Source organism: Paenibacillus sp. MMS18-CY102, assembly GCF_009789195.1.
In the GTDB taxonomy this organism is placed as follows: Bacteria; Bacillota; Bacilli; order Paenibacillales; family Paenibacillaceae; genus Paenibacillus_T.
On record NZ_WSTC01000007.1, the window covers coordinates 68,955 to 88,901 of the forward strand.

Here is a 19,947-nt window from a genome sequence, read left to right on the forward strand (position 1 = left end):
TTCACTCGACTGCCTTGCCCACTCTTGCATAACCCACTGCCTGCGACGCCACATACGAAACAATTTCTTCGGCTGCGAACAATCCAGACTGCTGCGTAAACCTCCAGCTTCCCTTTATGCCTGTCTCTTGATAAATCCGATAAAGCTCGCCGTGAGCCGGCGCGATGGCATAATCCGCGGATTCCAGCAAGCTGCGATCTAACAAGGAATCGCCTGACGCTGCCAGAGGCAACTCCGGGTGACGCTGGCGAATGTATGCTGCTGCATCACGCTTATTAACTACAGACGGCACGATGTAAACCTTGCGCCCTTGTACGGACAGCTCCCATCCAAGCTCGGCAAGCGCCTGAGCCCGCTCCTGGACAGCCTCCGCCGGCATCCGTTCGCGGTCCATCAGATAGACGTAGAACAGCTCGTCGCAAAGCCGGCTTTCCAGCACCCAATCTTCGCTTACGATCGGCGCAAACGTGCGAAACGCCTCTTCGGGCGAGCATGCTTCTTTTCGCAGCCGCTGTTGAACAAGGCGCTGCCATTGCGTATCCACTTGCCCATTATGCAAAATGTTGCCGCCATTGCTCGTAATCGCATAAGCCGGGACAATATGCTGCTGGAACACTTCAATCCGCTGGTATTGCGCCATCGTTCGCGTCGTTACCGGCACGAATATAACCCGCTCTGCTAGCGCCTTTAGCTCTGCCATCGCAACGTCAGACATGAACGCTCCCGACTTGCCGCCGTAAGTCTCCACTACGCTTATGCCCTGCGTATCTGGTGGCACGAGCATTGCACGATGCGAGTAAATTAACGTCATATCTAGATCGCTTGCATATATCATGGTGTTCCTCCATTGAGCGGTTTAATAATGCCGCAGCAAGAATAAGCAAGTCCCGGAAATACTTCGACCGGGACGCCTCGCTCCTCCGCGAGCAACGTTATATGCTTCAAATGCGGATTATCTGCCCGGTCAACAAGAATTTTCCAAGGCACGCGCCGCAGCAGTACTCGGCTCGTCTCGCCTACACCCGGCTTAACCAGATTCATATCTGTAATGCCATACGCAGCTTGCACCTGCTTAATATCAGCAAGCCCCCGCCACGTCACGGTTGGTGGCACGCGCAGCTGCTCCTCCGCGAAAGCCTTTGCCCGCGTGGCAACCCTATCGTAATGTGCGGCAATCTTCTCGATAAACAAAGCCGAGACATCGATATCCCGCCAATGGCCATAATACTTGGAGCCGTGAAAATCATCCGGCCCAATCAACCCTTCCTTCAGCACCGTTCGGCTCATCAAGCCAGATACGGTTGCATTCAAACAAGCGCTCGGGATGAGATAATCTTCCCTTGTCCCGAATGTTTCCGAGCAATGCCCAGGATCAGCCAACACGGCCAAATCGTCATTCAGCGCTATGCCGTATTTGCCTTCAAACTGTTTGCATGCTTGAATGAGCGTCTTTCGAATGGCCCCTTTGCCCGTCCAGCCATCCACGAATTGCAACTTGGCATCCGCGCCATGCTGCTGAAGCATATAGAGAAGTGCGTTCTCATCGATGCCCTTGCCGCGAATAATGGAAATGCTATAATGCGGCAATGCAACGCCATACTGCTGCTCAATATACCGTTTTATTAATACGCCAATCGGCGTGCCTGCCCGCGCTAGCGAGACGAGCACGCAATCAAGGCCGCGCTTGCGGACGATTAGCTCGGCAACAGCCGCAACGCCCTCTGCCACTAGCTCCTGCGTTGCATCGAGCGAATCATGGAACAATTGCAAATACCGTTCCGATGGCTCGTACTCGGCTGGCAGCATTTCCGAATAATGCACGCCAGACTGAATCGCCTCTTCCCGGTCCTCGGTTGGCATCTCCAATTGAGCGCCTCTTAAATCTTTAAGCAGAAAAGTGACATCCGATGAGGCGTAGCTGCCAAGTGGCATAGGCGGCGCGATGATCCGTTCAAATAACCGGCTCGACGCACGATCCGGACCAGCGCTTCCCATGCCGCCAGATGAAAATGCCGGATAATCCGTGCTACTCATACGCAATAGCCTCCACTCGATCAAATCGCCGGCTCGCACAGCTTACGACATGGATCGCTCTGCAAGGCAACGTCCGGAAAGCGGCCAGCATCGGCGCAAGCCGCTCCGCCGTTGCCTCCCGCTCCAGCACGATAAAAACATCATCATAGGTGTGGGCACGCAGATTATATATAAAATGCTTCACCTGCCCATCGTCAGGCGAAGGGAAGGAAACGCCGTCACGTACCGCATAATCGGCATGTTGAAGCGGATGGATCGGGCTCCGCGTCGTCGACTGGTAATAAACGCCTTCGCCTAGTTCAGCTGCAATGCGCATCGGCACGTACATGAACTCCCCCGTACCGACGACAAGCGTTTTGCCGCTAGTTGCCTGTTCGCCAACAGATTCTGCTGCTGAGCCCAGTTGGGCGCCACTCGCTTCCACACGCTGCTGGCGGATCGCTCGCAGCCGCTCGGCAGCAGCTAGAATAGCCGGCTCGGACTTCACACGGTCGCTGGCGCTAATGCCGAACCGCCCAGTTTCCCGTATATAAGGCGTATCGTTGCGCTGATTGGCCAAGTCAGCCGAAACAGTCAGAACCTCTTCGAAAATGCCGTTCAGTTGATGCATCTGCACGAACGGCTCAATAAGCGGCTTCCTTGCAACGCTTCCAGCAGCCCCGTCAGCCAGCGCTTCGCCACCTTCGAACACTTGGACTAGCCCTTGCGGCGCGCCATCGGGGAAAGCGGCGCCCTCCACCTCGATCGTGCCCCGATACAAGCAGATCGTCTCGATTGAGATGCCGAACTCCTGCTCCATCGCGGCAAAAGCAGCTTCATCCGCCGCGCTTCGCCAATCCAGCAGCGCTGCAACGACATATCGCTTGCGCGAATATTTGCCTTGCATATCACGAATTAAATTGAGCGTCGTCTTGCCCGTTGTCATCTCGTCATCGACGAACACAACGACCTCATCATCGGCCAGAAAATCCTGCTGCTCTGCATAACAACGGTGCGCTACCGCATGGGAATGCTCCTCATCGAATTGGAGCACGGATTCCCGGTCCAGCAGCAGCTCCCGTGTCGTATGCAAGTAGGCCGCCTGCTCCTCCAGCGCATCAAACATCGCATGGCCAAGCGCAGTCGCCGTCTCCGCGAACCCAAGCAGCTTCACCGGCATCGGCTGCCGCAGCCGCTTAGCGATTAGCTGCCTGTATACCTCCGCTGCGCGCGATGGGTCCGTTAAGCCCTCCATCGTCGCTTGCAGCACCGGTGCCAGTTCGCCTTCCCGCTCCGGCTGCAAATGCCGGCACAGCAGCGCAGCGAGCGCGTAACCGCCAAGCAGGGAGGTGTGCGGGTTAATCGGAATATGTTTGCCTAACAGCTTGCTCACGAACAGAAACGACCGCTTCGGATTGTTCCGGGCCGCCATGCTGAACAGCTGCGCAATCGGGAGGCCAAACGGATTATCCGCTTCAGTGACCGTTACCTTCAAGCTGCCGGCGATGTTATAAACGTGCGTAGTCTTGTTCTCGGAATAAGGCCGAGTAGCGTTGTTGTTCATGCAGCACCCCATAGATTTTGGCTCGGGCTATGATGCGCCGTGCCCAGTTATAATGCGGTTTCATCTCATTCATCTTGTTTGAATACTCGCTCTTCATTACGCCCAGGCTGCCATCGCTGCCAGCAATAATGGCATAAGCATCCGTATATTCCTCATGCGTAACCGCGTAGATCGCTTGAACTGCTCTTATATGCGAAGGATGAATCACGGTCTTGCCGATGATTCCGTTCTCTTTGTCCAACATAATTTCCCGCTCAAACTGGCCATTACCGCTCGCCTCTCGCCGCCCTTGCAACAAGGCAGGCGATAGCTCCAGCTCAGGCAATAGCGCCTCTCGCAATCTCGAATCTCTTAAAGATGCTAACGGCAGACGGTTAGGAGACGAAGCGAAATATTCCCACACCGGGCCTGAGATGACGTAGCCATCCTCCGCCCGCCCGAAAACATTAATAATATCGCCAATACAGTCGCGAATCGCAGCAATATCATACACCGTCGAATCTGGGCTTCTGCGCAATCCGAACAAGCTAGAGAAATCAGTCGCCCCGATCCGCACGTTCAACACGTATGGCCTGTAGTAGTCGAGCAAACGCTTGATGCCAAGCAATGACTCCAAACGCGACTCCTTGTAAATGATCGACGCGCTTTCGAGCACTGGCATGCCATATAACGGCGGCTCCCCCGCCGTTCTGGCACAGTTATATCGCTCCAGAAGCCGGAAGTAACGCTCGCCATTAGCCACCGTAAACTTTGGAAAAACAAAACCCGTAAGCACATGGGCCGAATGCCCAAGCTCCTCTATGAATCTCTCTAGCTGATCGGCCGAACGGACGCGAACAAAAAGAAGCGGAAGCCGCTCGAGCGGCATCATGCCGCTCTCGATCGCAAATGCGATCCGGCTAAGCTGTTGGACCGCAGAGCGCTCTGCTGCCTCAACCTCGTTGTCGCCGACCGCATCTTCCAAATCAATAACAGCTGTCACTAAGCTCTCCAGCTTCCCCGTCGTAATATCGCTCGCGATAGTCGTTCGTGTTGCTGGCATATATAGAGCAGCGCCTACTGCGTAGGCTAACAGCTCCTGCGGAGACCGATTCGTAAATGAACCGGGGGGCGAATAGAACACTGCCTGTAGCTCGTCCTCAGACAATTCATTAAAATAGCGCATCGCGATATACGCTCCTTTCTTTCGCCTAATACCAACGAATCCCTCCGAGAAGGGAGGGATTCGTGCCGCAGCTAATGTTTAGTCGCAGTATTATGCTTCTTTGTTTGATTTGTTCTTGCTGCGCATCGCGCTGAGCACCATCGTGCCGCCGAATACGAGAATCATCGCTGCAAAGAACAGGTAGTGGGATACATGATAGCCGAATGCGCCTGCAAGCATTTTCACTGCGATAACCGCGATGAGAATGAATGCCGCTTGCTCCAGCTCTGGGAAGCGGTCGATCAGCTTCAGGAACACTTGTGCAACACCACGCATCATCAGGACGCCGAGAATGCCGCCGACGAACAGTACCCATACTTGGTCGCTGACGCCGAATGCTGCGATAACGCTATCGATACTGAAGGCGATATCCATAAGTTCGACCATAAGCACGGTTTTCCAGAAACCATAATTCTTATTACTCGTTTCCCCATCATCTGAACCTTTGAACAACCCTTTATACGCAATAAATAACAGATATGCCGCGCCTAGCACCTTCACCAATGTAATCTTGACGAGATATGTACCTAAGCCAATCGCTAGGAAACGGAACACGTACGCACCGAGCAAGCCGTAGAACAATGCACGCTTCTGCTGCTCCTTCGGCAAGTGGCGAACCATGACCGCCAGAACGAGCGCGTTATCCGCTGACAACAAGCCCTCCAGAAGAATTAAGCTTGCGATAATTCCCCAGCTTACAGGATCGGAGAATGTCGCCGCAACGTCACTCCAAGAGAAGAAATGCCCGTAGCTTTCCCCTATGCTTTTAATAAAATCTGAAAACCAACCCATCTAAACTGCCTCCATTGCGCAAAATTGTTGTTATGGCATCTCTGCCGACATCCTTCGTGTTACTTCTTGCCTGCTACCCAGCGCATACCCCAGTCATAAGCGCGGTCCAGCTCGGAATGGCCGTTATAAAACTGAACAAGCCGCTCGATGCTGAATGTCTCGTTGCCGACGTTATGAATCATCGCAATGGCGCACATGCCCTTCTGGTTATCATGCTCATTCATATGGACAACAATGTCTGGCCCGCCTTGTTGCTCAATCGTAACGACGCCGTCCGCATCCTTCCAGTTCGCCGCGCCTTGATAGATAAACGTAAATATAAGAATGCGTTTGATCTCGCTAACGCGAGCGCCATTAATCCGAATGTTTTCGCCCGTTGCTACTGTACCTGTCCGGTCATCCCCATCAAGCGCAACATATGGAGCCCGCTCCAGCGAACCGAACGAATTGCCGAGCGCCTGGACAACGCCTTTGCGCCCATCATTAAGCTCATACAAGCAAGCCAAGTCGAGATCGACCGTACGGCTTTTGCTGAATAGCCCGCCCTTGCCCTGCTGCTTGTTCCAATTCAAATTAATCCGGATCTCGCCGAGCACGCCCTTAGGGCCCTTCGTCAGATTAATTTTATCGCCTTTCTTCTTTAACTCGATCTTCTTCAAATTCAAGTTAACCGGCGTTCCTTGGCTCCCTTCAGAAGAAGGCGGCGAAGGAACTGGTGCGGGAGGAGGCGTCGGGACTGGCGGCGTTGGTACAGAAGGCTTGGACAACGAAGGCTCGTCCTGCTGTACGGCAATGCCGAAGTTTTTACATAACGCCTTTAATCCGCCAGAGAACCCGGATCCAATCGCATTAAATTTCCACTCTCCGTTATATCGATAGAACTCTCCGACGACAACTGCGGTTTCGACGGAGAAGTTGTTTCCAAGGTCATACCGGACCGCTTCTTGGCCGGTGGCTCCATTGATGAACCGGATATAAGCATCGTTCACTTGTTTAAACCCTTGCTGCTCATCATATAACGTTAGGCTAAATGCAACACGGTGAATGTTCGCCGGTATGCGCTGCAAATCAATAACAAATTGTTTCTGGTCAGGTGCTTGCCCATTCTCGTAACGAATAAAGCCATTGGAGGGCTGATTATAAAAAATTAAATCTTCGTCGCCCGATGTCATGCCATTCTCGCCAAGCAAAAATGCCGATGTATCGACTTCGACAGCCACAGACGGCTGCCACCCGATCGCCACCCTCAACTGCGTGAGGCCAGGATTGGTTTTCGTAATGTCAACCTTCTGTCCTTTGACTACTGTTACCGCCATATGTGGTCACCCTCTAAGTAAGATAAGTGGAACAAGAAGGCCCGCATGACGGGCCGTCTGGCCTTGCTTGTTATTACTTAGCATCCAATCCGTAGTTCTGGCAAAGTGCCGTCAAGCCGCCAGAGAAACCGCTGCCGATCGCTTGGAATTTCCACTCTTCGCCATGGCGATAAAACTCGCAGAATACAACTGCCGTTTCCGTCGAGAAGTCTTCGCCCAAATCATAACGCATCAATTCACGATTCGTTGCTGCGTCTACGACGCGTACGAAAGCGTTCGATACTTGTCCAAAATTTTGCCCGCGCGACTCATAGTCGTAGATGGTAACCGTAATGCCGATACGGCTAATATTAGCAGGCACTTTGCTAAGGTCGACATCGATTTGCTCATCGTCCCCGTCGCCCTCGCCTGTCCGGTTATCGCCTGTATGCACAACAGAACCGTTGCCGCCTGAAACATTGTTATAAAAGACAAAATCGTCCGCGCCTTTTGCTTTGCCATCTTCATGCAGCAGGAATGCCGAAGCATCCAAGTCAAAATCAGCGCCGCCGTTATATTTATTCGTATCCCAACCGAGCCCGACAACGACCTTCGTCAAGCCAGGGTTCGTTTTCGTCAGATCGATACGTTGGCCTTTGGATAATGAAATGCTCATTTACCTTCATCCCCTCGTCCTCAGTGTAAAGCCGCATGCGGCAGGCGAGCCGCCGAAGCGATCGCCTGCCGCAAGGGCATTCGCCATTCTTATTGCACGCCGTAGTCGCGCGTCAAACCTGCAAGGCCATCTTTGTAGCCGCTGCCGATTGCACTGAATTTCCATTCGCCGCTGTGGCGGTACAGTTCGCCAACAACTACGCCTGTCTCAACAGAGAAATCTTCGCCGAGGTCAAAGCGGATAAGCTCCGCATTGCTGCCTTCATTCATAATCCGTACATAAGCACGGGATACTTGGCCGAAGTTTTGGTTGCGCTCGTTCGCCTCATAGATCGTAATTGTGAAAGCAATTTTCTCTACGTTCGCTGGCACATTCGCCAGATCGATGTTGATTTGCTCATCGTCGCCTTCACCTTCGCCTGTACGGTTGTCGCCCGTATGTACAACGGAACCGTTCTCGTTCTGGCGGTTATTGAAGAAAATAAAATTGCGTTCCGTTTCAACTTTGCCAGCTGCGTTCGTCAAGAACAACGAAACGTCAAGGTCAAAGTCTTTGCCGCCATCATACTTATTCGTATCCCAGCCCAAGCCAACCGTAATCTTGGAGAGGCCCGGGTTTGTTTTCGTCAGATCGACCTTCTGGCCTTTAGTCAAATTAATCGCCATGAAAGAGTACCTCTCTTCTGCCCATATCAGGCATACGTGCTAGCCAAACTCTTACTGATGAGCGGCTGCGATTTGATTCACATGCGTTGCGTGCGTCCCTTCGCCGATTGCTGCGAATTTCCATTCGCCGTCATGGCGATAGAGCTCTCCACAAATTAGTGCGGTCTTGCCAGCATAGCTCTCGGATAGGTTGAAACGAACCAACTCACTGCTGTTCGAACCATCCATGACACGGATGTACGCCGATTTGATCATGCCGAAATCTTGCTTGCGGTTAACGCAGTCATAGATATTAACGACCGCGAGAATCTTGCTCACGTTCGCCGGCACCTTCGACAGATCGATCATAATTTGCTCGTCGTCTCCGTCGCCTTCGCCCGTTAGGTTGTCACCGGAGTGAATAACCGATTGGCAAGGGCTTTGTTTATTATAAAAACAAATGACATGATGCTCATTTGTAAGTTTCGATTGCTCATTCAACATCAGTACGGAAGCGTCACAATCGATATTGGCCTGTTTCTTCTTCACTCCGAAAAACCCACGTGCCTCCACCGGATCCCAACCCAAGCCGATAATGACTTTGGCCAAACCGGATCTGCCTTTTGTCAGGTCGATTTTCTGACCCTTTACCAAACTGATCGACATTGCTTGTTCACCTCCCTTCAAGCGTAATCCCATTCCAACACTTGATGAAATAAGAGGGGCCAAAGCCCTTAATTTCCAGTCTCTAAATCCAACTATACTCTAGTAAGAATCAAAAATCTACTTGCTTATACAAACATTTAGGTTCGGTAAATCCCTTGTGAAATATACATAATTTTCAATATCTGCGCATTGTTTTGCTATCGTATCCGGTATTACGGCGACTCTCCCAAAAGGATTCATTATTTTGTCGCTTTTATGCAAAAAAGCTTTTCCGATCTTATATCCTTGACCGGAAAAGCTTTTTCCTCATGTTTGCTTAGGCCAGTTGAACCCAGCTCAAGCGTACATCGCCCGCCAACACAATATACACGTCCTGGCGCCCAACTGCGCCTTGCAGCGCTGCTGTTACGGTCGTCCAAGCTTGTGCGCCGCCAGTCGCTGGCACTTCCGCCGATCCAACCACGGTTCCTTCTGCCGAGCCAAGGCGCACTTCGATGCGCCCGCCTCTCTCCACGCTTGCCACTCGCGCTTGGAAGGATTGTGCGCCAGCCCCGAGCTCCGTATCGTGGAACGCGATCCACCCACTAACGCCTGACAACTCAACGCATGCATAACCTTCTTTGCTCTCGCCAAGGAACGCGCCCTCGTAATCATCATAATTCTCAGCCTTCACCTGTGCACGCAAGCTGCGGGGCGGAATCGTCTCCCCGTGAATCCGCATAGCCACTCTCGCACGGATATCGTCCGAAGTGCTGCCGATCATCACTGTGTATTCACCAGCTTCCACAGCGTATTGATCCCGTGTAACATCCCAAAGCGCAAGCTCGGCAGCCGGAACCAAGAACGTAACCGTCCGAGCTTCGCCAGGCTGCAGCATGATACGTCGGAAGCCATATAGCTTCTTCAGCGGGCGTTTGACACGCGACTTGCCGCATTTGACATACAACTGTACGACTTCTTCACCCGCTACTTCGCTCGTATTCTGGACGCGCACTGATACGGCAAGCTCATCCTCTGCCCCAATCTCCGCCGCGCCGAGCTGCGGTTCGCCGTAAGCGAATGAGGCATACGACAACCCATGCCCGAACGGATAGAGCGGCTTGTCTTCAAAATACAAATACGTCCGCTTGCTCTTCATGATGTCGTAGTCCATTAGGTCAGAGAGCTGCTCTGCGGAGCGATACCACGTCATATTCAAGCGTCCCGCTGGATTATAGTCGCCGAACAAAACATCCGCCAGTGCAGTGCCGTGCTCTTGGCCCGAGTGTGAGGAGTAAATGACTGCCGGAATATTCGCCTCGATCCAGTTCAACGTAAATGGGTACCCTCCTGTCACCACGACGATCGTGTTCGGATTCGCTTCGTATACGGCTTTTACAAGGCGCTCTTGCGCCTCCGCAAGCTCCATTCCAGGGCGATCGGTCTCTTCCTTGCCGTTCACTAGCGGATTATTGCCAACGAAGACGATCGCAACCTCGGATTGTCTCGCCGCCTCAATTGCAGCTTGCAGCCCATCATGGACAACTTCCTTATCAAAGGTTTCCGTATCGCCATTCGCCTTCGGCTCTTCGTTTACCACAAGCGGTTGATCTGCCAAAGCTGTGACCGTTTTGTTATTCCAAGTTGCCATCGCAACCGCTCCGCCTTCTTGCGGCTCGAGATGAAACACTTCCTTCACGAACCAGCCGAACGCCTCGGTTGCCGAAGCCGTAACTTGCGTCTCATCTGTCGTGACGAATTTTCCGTTGCTCTCCGCTTGCAGCGTCAAGCTGCCCCAGCCCCAGTCGCCGACTTGGAATGTCTCAGCGCCCGCGGCATCCGCTACAGCTGCCAGCTGTCCGCTCTCTCCTTCTGCAATGGCGAGGTATCGCCCGCTCGCCTTGGAGCGAAGCTTGATCCGGTCATTGCCGTCCGCGAATGCAACTGGCTTGCCGGCCAGCTTCTGCTGGATCGCCTGCAGCGGGGTTACTTTATACGGAAACGTGCCGGAATACCAGTCCCGATAGACCGTATCGCCGAGCGGTCCGATAACGGCAACGTTGTTCAGCTTACTTGCATCAAGAGGCAGCGCACCGTTATTTTTGAGCAGGACGATGTTCTTCTGGGCCGCTTTTAATGAAAGCGCCTGATGCTCCGGCTTCATTAGCGAGGAATCGTCGATCGCCGCATACGGGACCAGCTCCTGTGGATCGAACTCGCCGAGGCGCATCCGCACGCGAAACGTATTCGAGAGCGCTTTGTCCAAATCGGGCTCGCTGAGCAAGCCTTGCGCAAGCGCTTCCCTTATTGCATCCGTTACAGCTTTCGCTTCATCCGTAATGCTGTCGATGCCTGCTTTAATGGAATGCGCCACCGCCTGCGCAAACGAATCATAATAATGATGGTCGTTCACGATGCCGATCATATCGCCTGCATCGCTAACGATGAAGCCATCCATCCATTGCTCCTTCACGACGCTATTCACCGTTTCATGCAGCAAAACTGGCGTCCCGTTAACGGAGTTGTAGGCCGTCATCATCGATTGCGCTCTGCTTTTGATGAAGGCTGGCTCGAATGCTTTGAAATAATACTCCCGCATATTGCGGGGGTCGATGCTCGCGGAGCAGCTGCCGCGGTTGATCTCATTATTGTTGCCTAGAAAATGCTTTAATGTAGCAACAGCTTTCAAATACTTCGGGTGATCGCCTTGAATGCCTTGAACCAACGCCGCCGACAATTCGCCCGTCAGATGCGGGTCCTCGCCGTAGGCCTCCTCCGTCCGGCCCCAGCGCGGGTCGCGCTCCATATCGACAGTTGGCGCCCATAGCGTCAGCCCGTTTATTTGGGGATTGCGCTTGTAGAACACGCGAGCCTCCGTGCCAATCACATCGCCAATTTCCTTCATCAGCTCTTGATCCCACGTGCACCCCAGCCCAATCGGCTGCGGGAACGACGTCGCTTCGCCGAGCCAAGCAATGCCGTGCGCACTTTCTGTGCCATGCTTATACGGCTGAATGCCAAGGCGTTCAATCGCAGACTGATATTGCGGCATATTGTTAATTTTCTCTTCCAGCGTAAGGCGGGACACGAGATCCGAGACTCGCTCCTCAAGCGGCAACGATGGATTGCGGAACGGGAATGCAGGCGTACTGTTCATGTTAGAGTGGCTCCTTTATGTATAAGGATTGGATTTAAATAGGCTTAAGCACGATTACTTAGTTTATCCAATAAACAATCTACCCTAATTATAAAGAGCCTCGCCAGCGAAAACAAGAACTAAAACGATTTCGGTAACGCTTACACAAATAGGATGGCGCTATCCAATCCTCCCCTATCCTGTTAAAGATCACTAAACCGCCCCCTCCTATCGGCCATGCTGTGAAGGATTGGGCGCCTCTATTGTCCTCCTGTCGCCAAGATCCCACATATAGTAACAGAGAGCCCGCACGGCTCATGACTGGCGGAAATGAGGGATGCTATGGCAAGTTATCTGAATTTCAAAGCGGTTCTTGAAACCATCGAGCGCGCGCTATACGAAGTTGCTCCCTTGTCTCTCGTGCGGATTGGCGATGGCGAAAATATTGTCATGGCGCAGCAATCCGTATGGCCCATGAGCAAGGTGCTTCGCGAACGTTGGGCGATCAAAGCTAACCAAGGCGAAAAAGGCGTCACGCTGCCGAATTTAGCGCTTCGTGATGAGATGATCCTTTCCATTCGCAAAGCTACGATCGTCGGTTTGCTTCCGCTGGATGATGATCAAATCAAAGCGCCCGACTATTTGAAACGAAAGCTGACGAACCAGATCTTCCAGCATTACCAGCTTAATCCGGCGCTTCGATGCCACGCATGCGTGAATCGAATGATGCCGGGGAGCGAGAAGTTCTGGCGAATGCTGAAGCGCCAACGCATTTTGCTTGTGACAAGAAATCCGGAGCCGTTAAAGGCCCTATTAAAAAGCGACCGATATAAGCTGGACGTCGCTCATACGATTGCTTTTTCCCATTATGACCAGATTGAAAGCACGATGAAGGAAGCCACCTCTATACGCCGCAGATACGATATCGCCCTGCTCTCCTGCGGGGTAAACGCCGTCGTGCTTGCCCCGCGAATGGCGAATGAAATAGGCAAAGTCGCAATCGACTTCGGAAAAGGGCCCGACCGCATTGCGGCTAGTGCAAACCAACTTAACATGCGCCGATAGACTAGCACTAAAACATACGCTCCTCATCCCATCACCACCGCTGCTGTTACTGTTACAACTGGCTTCCGTCGCCCAATCTCGCAAGCTTGCCTCGGCTGCTCCTGCCACGCGTTACATTGCGTGTATCATAGATCGCTGCCGCATGTTCCATGATTTGGCCAATCGGAAGCGCTGCATGGTCCGTATGGATGAGGACGCAATCCGCCGCCGCAATCGCTGCGTCCGTTAATGCGATGCTGTTCCATGACGCTTGCCCAATTCGAACAGTTGGGATATACGGATCATAATAAGCCACCGCCACGCCTGCAAGGTGCAGCAGCTCCATTAGCAGCAACGCGCTCGATTCCCGCAGGTCGGCAACGTCCCTTTTGTACGTAACGCCGCATATAAGAATGTTCGAACCCGCTAGCGCCCGCTCCGGCAGCAGAAGCTGCTCCACTCGACTCACGATATAGCTAGGAATCGACTCATTCATATCTCGGGAAAGCTCGATAAATCGGCTTTCCGTCCCAGCCCCTCTAGCTTTCCATTGCATATACAAGGGGTCAACCGGGATACAATGGCCGCCTATGCCAGGTCCAGGATGGAAGCTCATGAAGCCGTACGGCTTCGTGCCCGCTGCACGAATAACCTCCCATATATCCAGGTGGAGCTGGTCGCATAGCTTGGCAAATTCATTAATAAATGAAATGTTCACAAGCCGGAAGCTGTTCTCGAGCAGCTTGGCAGCCTCAGCCGTATCCGTTGACGATACCGGCACAACTTGGCTAAACACCGTGCTGTAGAGTGATACGACTCGTTTTAAACACAGCGCAGTCAGCCCGCTTACCACCTTCGGCACGTCTTCTACAGGTGTGTCTGTGTTGCCCGGATCAATTCGTTCAGGCGAATAAGCCAAATAAAAAGACTCCCCTGCCCGCAGCCCGCCAAGCTCCAGCAACGGCTGGACGACCTCACGCGTTGTGCCGGGATACGTTGTGCTCTCGATGATGACAAGCTGGCCCTGTTGCAGATGCGGCTCCAGTTGCCTGCAGGCATTCGTCAGAAAGCTTAAGTCCGGCGCCTGCTCTGCTGTGAGTGGCGTCGGTACACATATAACAATGCTAGAAGCCTCTGTTAGCAGTGAAAATCGAGAGGAAACGGCCAGCTTGCCCGCTGCCAGAGCATTTGCAATTTCAGCGTCTGCAACATCGCGAACGTAGCTTTTTCCACTCTTAAGCATTTCCAGTTTCCGAGTATCCACATCAATCCCAATAACGGAAAAACCGCGGCGCACAAAGGCCATAGCAAACGGCAAGCCGACATAACCGAGACCGATTACGCCAATTGCGCCAATGCCGCTTGGCCCGTTATCTTCCGCCTTAGCAGCCTTGTCAAGCATGATGCCACCCTCCCAACCTACTCTTCCTTACGCTCTCTCAATAAGGTACGAAGTAGAAGGTTTCGTGCACACGTCCAATGACGGGGGATGAACAACCATTTTGCAAGAAAGCCAGCTGTTCGAACAATGAAGGAGGAGCTTCTAGATGACGGAGATGGCAATGGAGATGGAAATGGAGCGCCACGCTGCAGCAGGGGTGACGGTCGTCAGCCCTACGATGCGGCCACAGTTAATGAAGCAGCTGCTAGACAATTACGCGCGGCAGCAAGGGGTTCGCAAGGAGCTTATTATCGTCCTCAATCGCAAAGGGATGAGCATGAAACGTTACAAGCTTGCTGCCAGCCAGTATGAAAATGTACGCGTCCTGCGGTTGCCCGGGCGTCGGCCTCTGGGGGATTGCCTGAATTATGCCGCTTCGCAGGCACGTTACCCATACATTGCCAAGTTCGATGATGATGACTACTATGGGCCGGCTTATCTGTCAGAAGCGATGAATACGTTTCGTGTGACGAAGGCAGACCTTGTGGGCAAAAGCTCCTTCTTCTTCTATTTTCCCCATCGGCAAACGCTTCTGCTGCGAAGGCAGCCATTTCGCCCTTACTCTGGCGTGAAACGGATTGCTGGCGCGACGATCATGTTCCACCAGCGTGTATTCCAGCGCGTTAAGTTCGGCAAGAAGAGGCAAGGCTCTGACGTCCAATTTATTCGCACTTGCCTGCGAAGGGGCTTCCGGGTGCGTACGTCATCCCGGTACCATTTTGCCGCGATCCGCAGAGCGAACCGGATGTCCCATACGTGGAAGGTTCGAGAGCAGCAGCTGTTTCGGGACCGCCGAGCAATCGTCATTCGCACCAAGGCGTTCAAGCCTTATGTCAATCGGCAGCGCGCACTGCGGCGGGATGAGGAGTTAATCGATTAACGTTGTTGCAAAAGGAGAAGAAGCCCACTGCTGGGTTAACCAAGCAATGGGCTTCTTTTTATGCTATCGATGTTATCTAAATGCCATACCGCTTAATAATCTCTGGAAATATGTCTGCTCTATTAAGGAGAAATTCTCTCGCTCTATTAATATCTGAACGCGGCAATTTCCCAGATTCTACACCAATAATAATGTCCATTCCACTGTTGTTCGCTTGAGCATATACAGCCGAACTGCCTGCTGCCAGCGACGCCACGACAGCATATAGAATCAAAATTTTCTTCAATTTTCTTCCTCCTTTCCCACAAAATATACACATAACGTTTGCCAATGGTTAAAGGTTTTCTTTCTAGAGATAAAATGTAAATATGCTGCGCTAGCCAATGTCCGCAAGCCTCATGCCATGCATCGCGCCACGCTTGTCCCGGCATGGTATAATGAAAATCAGCATCTAATGCTCTAATCGCATGGACTCGCAGAAAGGACTAATACCCCTATGCAGCAATATCGTTACACGATTACTGGCGCCTCTCGGCCTGTGGAGCCCGCATCCATGATCAGAAGGCTCGCCAATCAGCAAGCCTCCTCCCATGATGCAGGCGCCTCGTCCCCTACGGACGCCGAGAGCGCTCTTTCATATGATCCCAGACGGGATGCCGGTTTCCTGCAAGCGCTCGATGAGCGCAATGTGATGCTCAACAACGCGCAATTGCAAGCAGTCCGGCATGGTGAAGGGCCGCTGCTCACCATCGCAGGCGCAGGGTCCGGCAAGACGACGACGCTTGCCTGCCGAGCAGCTTACCTCATCGCTGTACGCCGTATCCCGGCACGCCAGCTGTTGCTCGTGACATTTTCCCGTAAAGCAGCCGATGAGATGAAGCTTCGCCTTGCCGGATTACCCGGCATTTCGCCAACCACCGCCAAATCGATTGAAGCGCGCACCTTTCACTCCTTCTGCCTGCAGCTGCTGCGCCGGCGCGGCAACCAATCTGCCGTGCTGGGCGATGCCGGGCAGCAGCGCATGACCGTGAAGCGGTTGCTGCGGGAGGTTGGCACGACGCTTGACTATGAGCCAGAGACACTGCTGGCGCTGCTGTCCTCTTACAAATGCCGGCTGCTGACCGCAGCCGACATGCCGGAGAGCTCGACAGCCGAACGCGAAATGAAGCGCGTTCTGCTCCGATACGAGCAATGGAAAGCAGAAAGCCGCGCCATCGACTTCGACGATGTGCTGCTGCTCGCCCATCGCATGCTTAGCGAAGACGCTCAACTGCTCGAGACGCTCCAGGAGCGGTTCCGTTACGTGATGGTGGACGAGTTCCAAGATACGAACACGGTCCAATATGAGATCGTGCGCCTCATCGCCGGCAAATCGCGCAATCTCATGGTGGTCGGCGATGATGACCAGACGATTTATTCCTTTAATGGCGCGAGCGCCGACGCGATTCTATCGTTTGATAAGATTTATCCCGATGCTCGCATCGTTACGCTTAGCATCAATTATCGTTCTAGCGCTGCGATTGTCGGCCTCGGCAACGCAATCATTCGCGGCAATCGCAATCGCCGGCCGAAGACGCTGACGGTGCCAGCATCACGCGAAGAAACCGCAAACCGCAGCCTGGCAGATGGCGATGCTGCCGCAGCGGGGGGCGAACCACACCCTGCTGATGAAGCAAAGCTGTCCAATATGGGCGCTGGAGCGGCAGCCGGCGTCCCCGCTGGGGCAATTGCAGCAACGGCGGAGGTTGCTGCTGCTGGAATAGCCGCTGCACCGGATGGCGCCAGCTTAGGCACAATCGGCAAGCCGATGTTCGCCCGCCCTGCTACAAGCGAGGAAGAAGCCTCGCTCATCACAGCGTCGGTCCGCAAGCTGGTGGAATCAGGGCAGTATCGTTATGGCGACATTGCCGTCCTCTACCGTTCGGCCGGAAGCGGCCGGGCGACGATTGAGAATTTGCTGCAAGCCGGCATTCCGGTCGAAGAACATGGCGAAGGGCATTCCTTCTACGAATCATCGCTTATTCGTCCGGTTATGGCGCATCTGCGGCTAGCGCTTCACCATCGGGACAAGCAAGCCATAGAAGAAATGCTGCCTACACTATATGTTAATCGCGATGCTGGAATGAAATGGATTGACTCCCAGGAGCACGAACGGGCAAAAAAATGGCCGCTCATCCATCTGACCAACTTCCCTCGCCTGCAGCAATTCCAGAAAGATCAGGTGCTGGAGAGGCTGCGATTGATCAAAGCCATCGCTTCGATTGGCCCTGCAACTGCCATCCGCCGGATCCGGGACGCTTTCTTCGATAAGTATGCAGAGACGAACCGCGGCGGCACGCCGCATAAGGAGTTAATGAAGGAGCTGTTGGACGAGCTGGAGACATCAGCTGGCAGATTCGACACAGTGGAAGCCTTCCTTACTTTCGCCGATGAGATGGCCAAGCGGCAGGAGGCTGCACGACACAAACAAAAACAGGTCCACCAGCCTGCCAGTGCAGGCGCAGAGCAAGACCCGGGCAGCGTTCAGATGATGACCATTCATAAGTCGAAAGGTTTGGAATTCCCAGCAGTATTCGTCGTCGGCGTAACGGAGAACATTATGCCTCACCGTTCGGCTACCCAACCGCAGCAGCCGAAGCAGGCAATATCGCAGGAGGAAGCAGCGCGGGACAAAGCGGAAGCAATCGAGGAAGAGCGCCGTTTGCTCTATGTAGCCGTAACGCGAGCCCGCGAGCGGCTATACGTAAGTTCGCCCGCCTTTTACCATGGGCAGAAGACCGACATTTCGCGTTTCTTAGCTGAGGCTGGAGGAGCCCAGCATCCGGCGAATAAGCCGAAGACGGTATCGGGAAGCCGCTAAAAAAGAATGGAGCCGCACTATGCGGCACGTTAGCCTGGCCAATAGGGCACTTTTTTCTGCCCTATTCGCGCTTTAGCACGTTAGACGGACCAATAGCGCACTTTTTTCTGTCCTATTCGCGACTTGGTGCGTTAGCCAGCCGTAGTTCGTCGAGACGATCTCGACACCAAAAATGACGGGGCCGCGCTACGCGGTCCCGTCATTTTATTTTCCCCCACGCATATTTAACAAGCGCGAAGCTTCGCCCACGATGTTGTACATCGATAAGCTGAGCAAATGCGTGACATCGCTCGCCCGAAGCGGTGAAAGTGCGGCGGTTCGGAACGATACAGCGAGCGGCTTGTCGCTGCGGTTGCCGAACGAGTCAATCGCTATGACCTTCGCAACGTATGCCGTATCGGGCGTCAGCCCTTTCAGATCGAACGACAGGCTTGCCGGCATCGGATGTTTATAAAATTCGGAAAACGCATGAACCGTCAGCGCGTGCTTGCCATTGCTTTCCCTGCTCACATCGATGTCATACGCGTGAACGAGCAAATTATCCGTTGCTTGGTTGAACGTTATCGTCGCTCTGGTCCCATGAATGCTGCCTGGCACAATAGACGCCTTCGCGGTTGGGCCGAATTTCGGCTTGGCCTTATCGCGGCCATCCGTATAGCGGAATGCAGGCTTGCGCGCTGGGTAATCGACAATCCAATCCTCACCGGTCCAGTCGTCTCGATGAAAGTCACGCCGCTTTACGATTACTTGTTTGTCCTTCACTTGAACAATATAGCCCTGGGCGATATCATCCGATGGATGATTGCCCTGCACCATGCCCGATTCAAGCTCTGGGTAACGGATTGCGGATGTGCCAAACGACGTGAAATCCCGTTGATGTACGCTTCGCGGGTCATCCAGCATATAGTGCGAATGGCCAGAGAATGTGATAGCTTGTGGATAGCGGGCCAGTATCGCATAGAGCTGCTTATGCTTTTGCGTATGCCCCCACTCGTCGCTGCCATACACCGTATTGCTAATATGCTGATGAAAAATGACAAATATCGGCTTGTCCACGCTAGCATGGTCCGCAAGCTTTGTGTTCAGCCAGCCAAGCTGGCGGTCGGAAAGCGTGCCATTGGTCGTCTTATTCTCACTGCCGATGACGATAAAGTGGTAGCCATTAATCCACGTGTCGTAGTAAATGCCTGGCATGCCGGTCTTGTCCATGAACAGCTTCTGCGCTCTTGCCGCGCTAGAGGTGCCATAATAATCATGGTTGCCAATCGCTAGCAAATGGCGGGCAGCCGCCTGCTTATGGCCGTTGTAAATCGCCATAAACGTTTCATACTGCATAGCTTCCCCTTTATCAGTCAAATCGCCTGCGCTTACCATCGCATCATACTGCGGCGCAATTCGGTTTATTTGCTTCAAAACGTTTGCGAATTTCGTAGCGGCCTTGTCCCCAGCTCCAATATGAATGTCGCTTATGACCGGAAAAACGAGATTCAACCCATCGCTCCGCTTCACGGTCGTATACCGATCAGCCATTTTTGCTTCCGTTGCCGTTGCAGTTACCGTTCCAGCGGTCGCCTTCGCGCCCGTTCCCACTGGGTTTACGCCCGCATTTGCGCCAATTAAGCCTGCCCCTATGCCCTGCACAAGAAGCAGGGACGCGAGAGCCGTCGCCACGCGGCTTGCCAGCCGCCTTGTTTCCTTGATCACGCCTGATGCACCCGTTTCTTCTAAATGGTTAACCAGCCAATGTTCCACT

16 protein-coding genes are annotated in these 19,947 nt (G+C 53.3%); 3 read left to right on the top strand and 13 right to left on the bottom strand.

The window, feature by feature from the left end:
- Position 1: 1 nt before the first annotated feature.
- From GON22_RS06935 to GON22_RS06980, 10 genes are all read right to left on the bottom strand, one after another.
- Positions 2-835 (bottom strand): HAD family hydrolase, encoded by an 834-nt coding sequence (locus GON22_RS06935; RefSeq protein WP_160395384.1) that lies wholly within the window; start codon positions 833-835, stop codon positions 2-4.
- The gene (locus tag GON22_RS06940; protein WP_237179058.1) at positions 832-1,995 is read right to left on the bottom strand and encodes a cysteine protease StiP family protein; all 1,164 of its coding nucleotides are present in this window, start codon (positions 1,993-1,995) and stop codon (positions 832-834) included. The genes GON22_RS06935 and GON22_RS06940 overlap by 4 nt, the downstream gene beginning before the upstream one ends.
- Positions 1,996-2,026: 31 nt before the next feature.
- Entirely contained in the window at positions 2,027-3,577 is a 1,551-nt protein-coding gene (locus GON22_RS06945) for a phosphoribosyltransferase family protein (protein WP_202113125.1), read from the bottom strand.
- Entirely contained in the window at positions 3,522-4,742 is a 1,221-nt protein-coding gene (locus GON22_RS06950; protein WP_160395386.1) for an HpcH/HpaI aldolase/citrate lyase family protein, read from the bottom strand. Before GON22_RS06950 ends, GON22_RS06945 begins: the two co-directional genes overlap by 56 nt.
- Before the next feature lie 90 nt (positions 4,743-4,832).
- Positions 4,833-5,573 (bottom strand): TerC family protein, encoded by a 741-nt coding sequence (locus GON22_RS06955; protein WP_160395387.1) that lies wholly within the window; start codon positions 5,571-5,573, stop codon positions 4,833-4,835.
- 59 nt (positions 5,574-5,632) lie between these two features.
- A complete protein-coding gene (locus GON22_RS06960; protein ID WP_160395388.1) occupies positions 5,633-6,889 on the bottom strand; it encodes a TerD family protein in 1,257 nt (418 codons plus the stop codon).
- Between the two features lie 73 nt (positions 6,890-6,962).
- Entirely contained in the window at positions 6,963-7,544 is a 582-nt protein-coding gene (locus GON22_RS06965) for a TerD family protein (RefSeq protein WP_160395389.1), read from the bottom strand.
- Positions 7,545-7,633: 89 nt separating this feature from the next.
- Positions 7,634-8,209: a TerD family protein gene (locus GON22_RS06970; RefSeq protein ID WP_006038836.1), complete on the bottom strand. Its 576-nt coding sequence runs from the start codon at positions 8,207-8,209 to the stop codon at positions 7,634-7,636.
- Between the two features lie 51 nt (positions 8,210-8,260).
- Positions 8,261-8,854: a TerD family protein gene (locus tag GON22_RS06975; RefSeq protein WP_160395390.1), complete on the bottom strand. Its 594-nt coding sequence runs from the start codon at positions 8,852-8,854 to the stop codon at positions 8,261-8,263.
- A 316-nt stretch (positions 8,855-9,170) separates the two neighbouring features.
- Positions 9,171-11,990 (bottom strand): glycoside hydrolase family 3 protein, encoded by a 2,820-nt coding sequence (locus tag GON22_RS06980; protein WP_160395391.1) that lies wholly within the window; start codon positions 11,988-11,990, stop codon positions 9,171-9,173.
- A 321-nt stretch (positions 11,991-12,311) separates the two neighbouring features.
- Here GON22_RS06980 and GON22_RS06985 point away from each other — a divergent pair, with 321 nt between their 5' ends.
- Positions 12,312-13,034: a GT-D fold domain-containing glycosyltransferase gene (locus GON22_RS06985; protein WP_160395392.1), complete on the top strand. Its 723-nt coding sequence runs from the start codon at positions 12,312-12,314 to the stop codon at positions 13,032-13,034.
- A 52-nt stretch (positions 13,035-13,086) separates the two neighbouring features.
- Here GON22_RS06985 and GON22_RS06990 read toward each other — a convergent pair whose 3' ends face one another.
- Positions 13,087-14,415 (bottom strand): nucleotide sugar dehydrogenase, encoded by a 1,329-nt coding sequence (locus tag GON22_RS06990; protein WP_160395393.1) that lies wholly within the window; start codon positions 14,413-14,415, stop codon positions 13,087-13,089.
- A 145-nt stretch (positions 14,416-14,560) separates the two neighbouring features.
- On the opposite strand from GON22_RS06990, the gene GON22_RS06995 reads away from it, so the two are divergent.
- The gene (locus GON22_RS06995; RefSeq protein ID WP_160395394.1) at positions 14,561-15,334 is read left to right on the top strand and encodes a glycosyltransferase family 2 protein; all 774 of its coding nucleotides are present in this window, start codon (positions 14,561-14,563) and stop codon (positions 15,332-15,334) included.
- Positions 15,335-15,410: 76 nt separating this feature from the next.
- Here GON22_RS06995 and GON22_RS07000 read toward each other — a convergent pair whose 3' ends face one another.
- Positions 15,411-15,620, bottom strand: a complete 210-nt coding sequence (locus GON22_RS07000) for a hypothetical protein (protein ID WP_160395395.1) — start codon at positions 15,618-15,620, stop codon at positions 15,411-15,413.
- A gap of 267 nt (positions 15,621-15,887) precedes the next feature.
- On the opposite strand from GON22_RS07000, the gene GON22_RS07005 reads away from it, so the two are divergent.
- Complete coding sequence (locus tag GON22_RS07005) at positions 15,888-18,194, top strand: ATP-dependent helicase (RefSeq protein WP_160395396.1); 2,307 nt, start codon at positions 15,888-15,890, stop codon at positions 18,192-18,194.
- A gap of 204 nt (positions 18,195-18,398) precedes the next feature.
- On the opposite strand, the gene GON22_RS07010 is transcribed toward GON22_RS07005, so the two are convergent.
- A complete protein-coding gene (locus tag GON22_RS07010) occupies positions 18,399-19,946 on the bottom strand; it encodes a metallophosphoesterase (protein WP_160395397.1) in 1,548 nt (515 codons plus the stop codon).
- Position 19,947 lies beyond the last annotated feature (1 nt).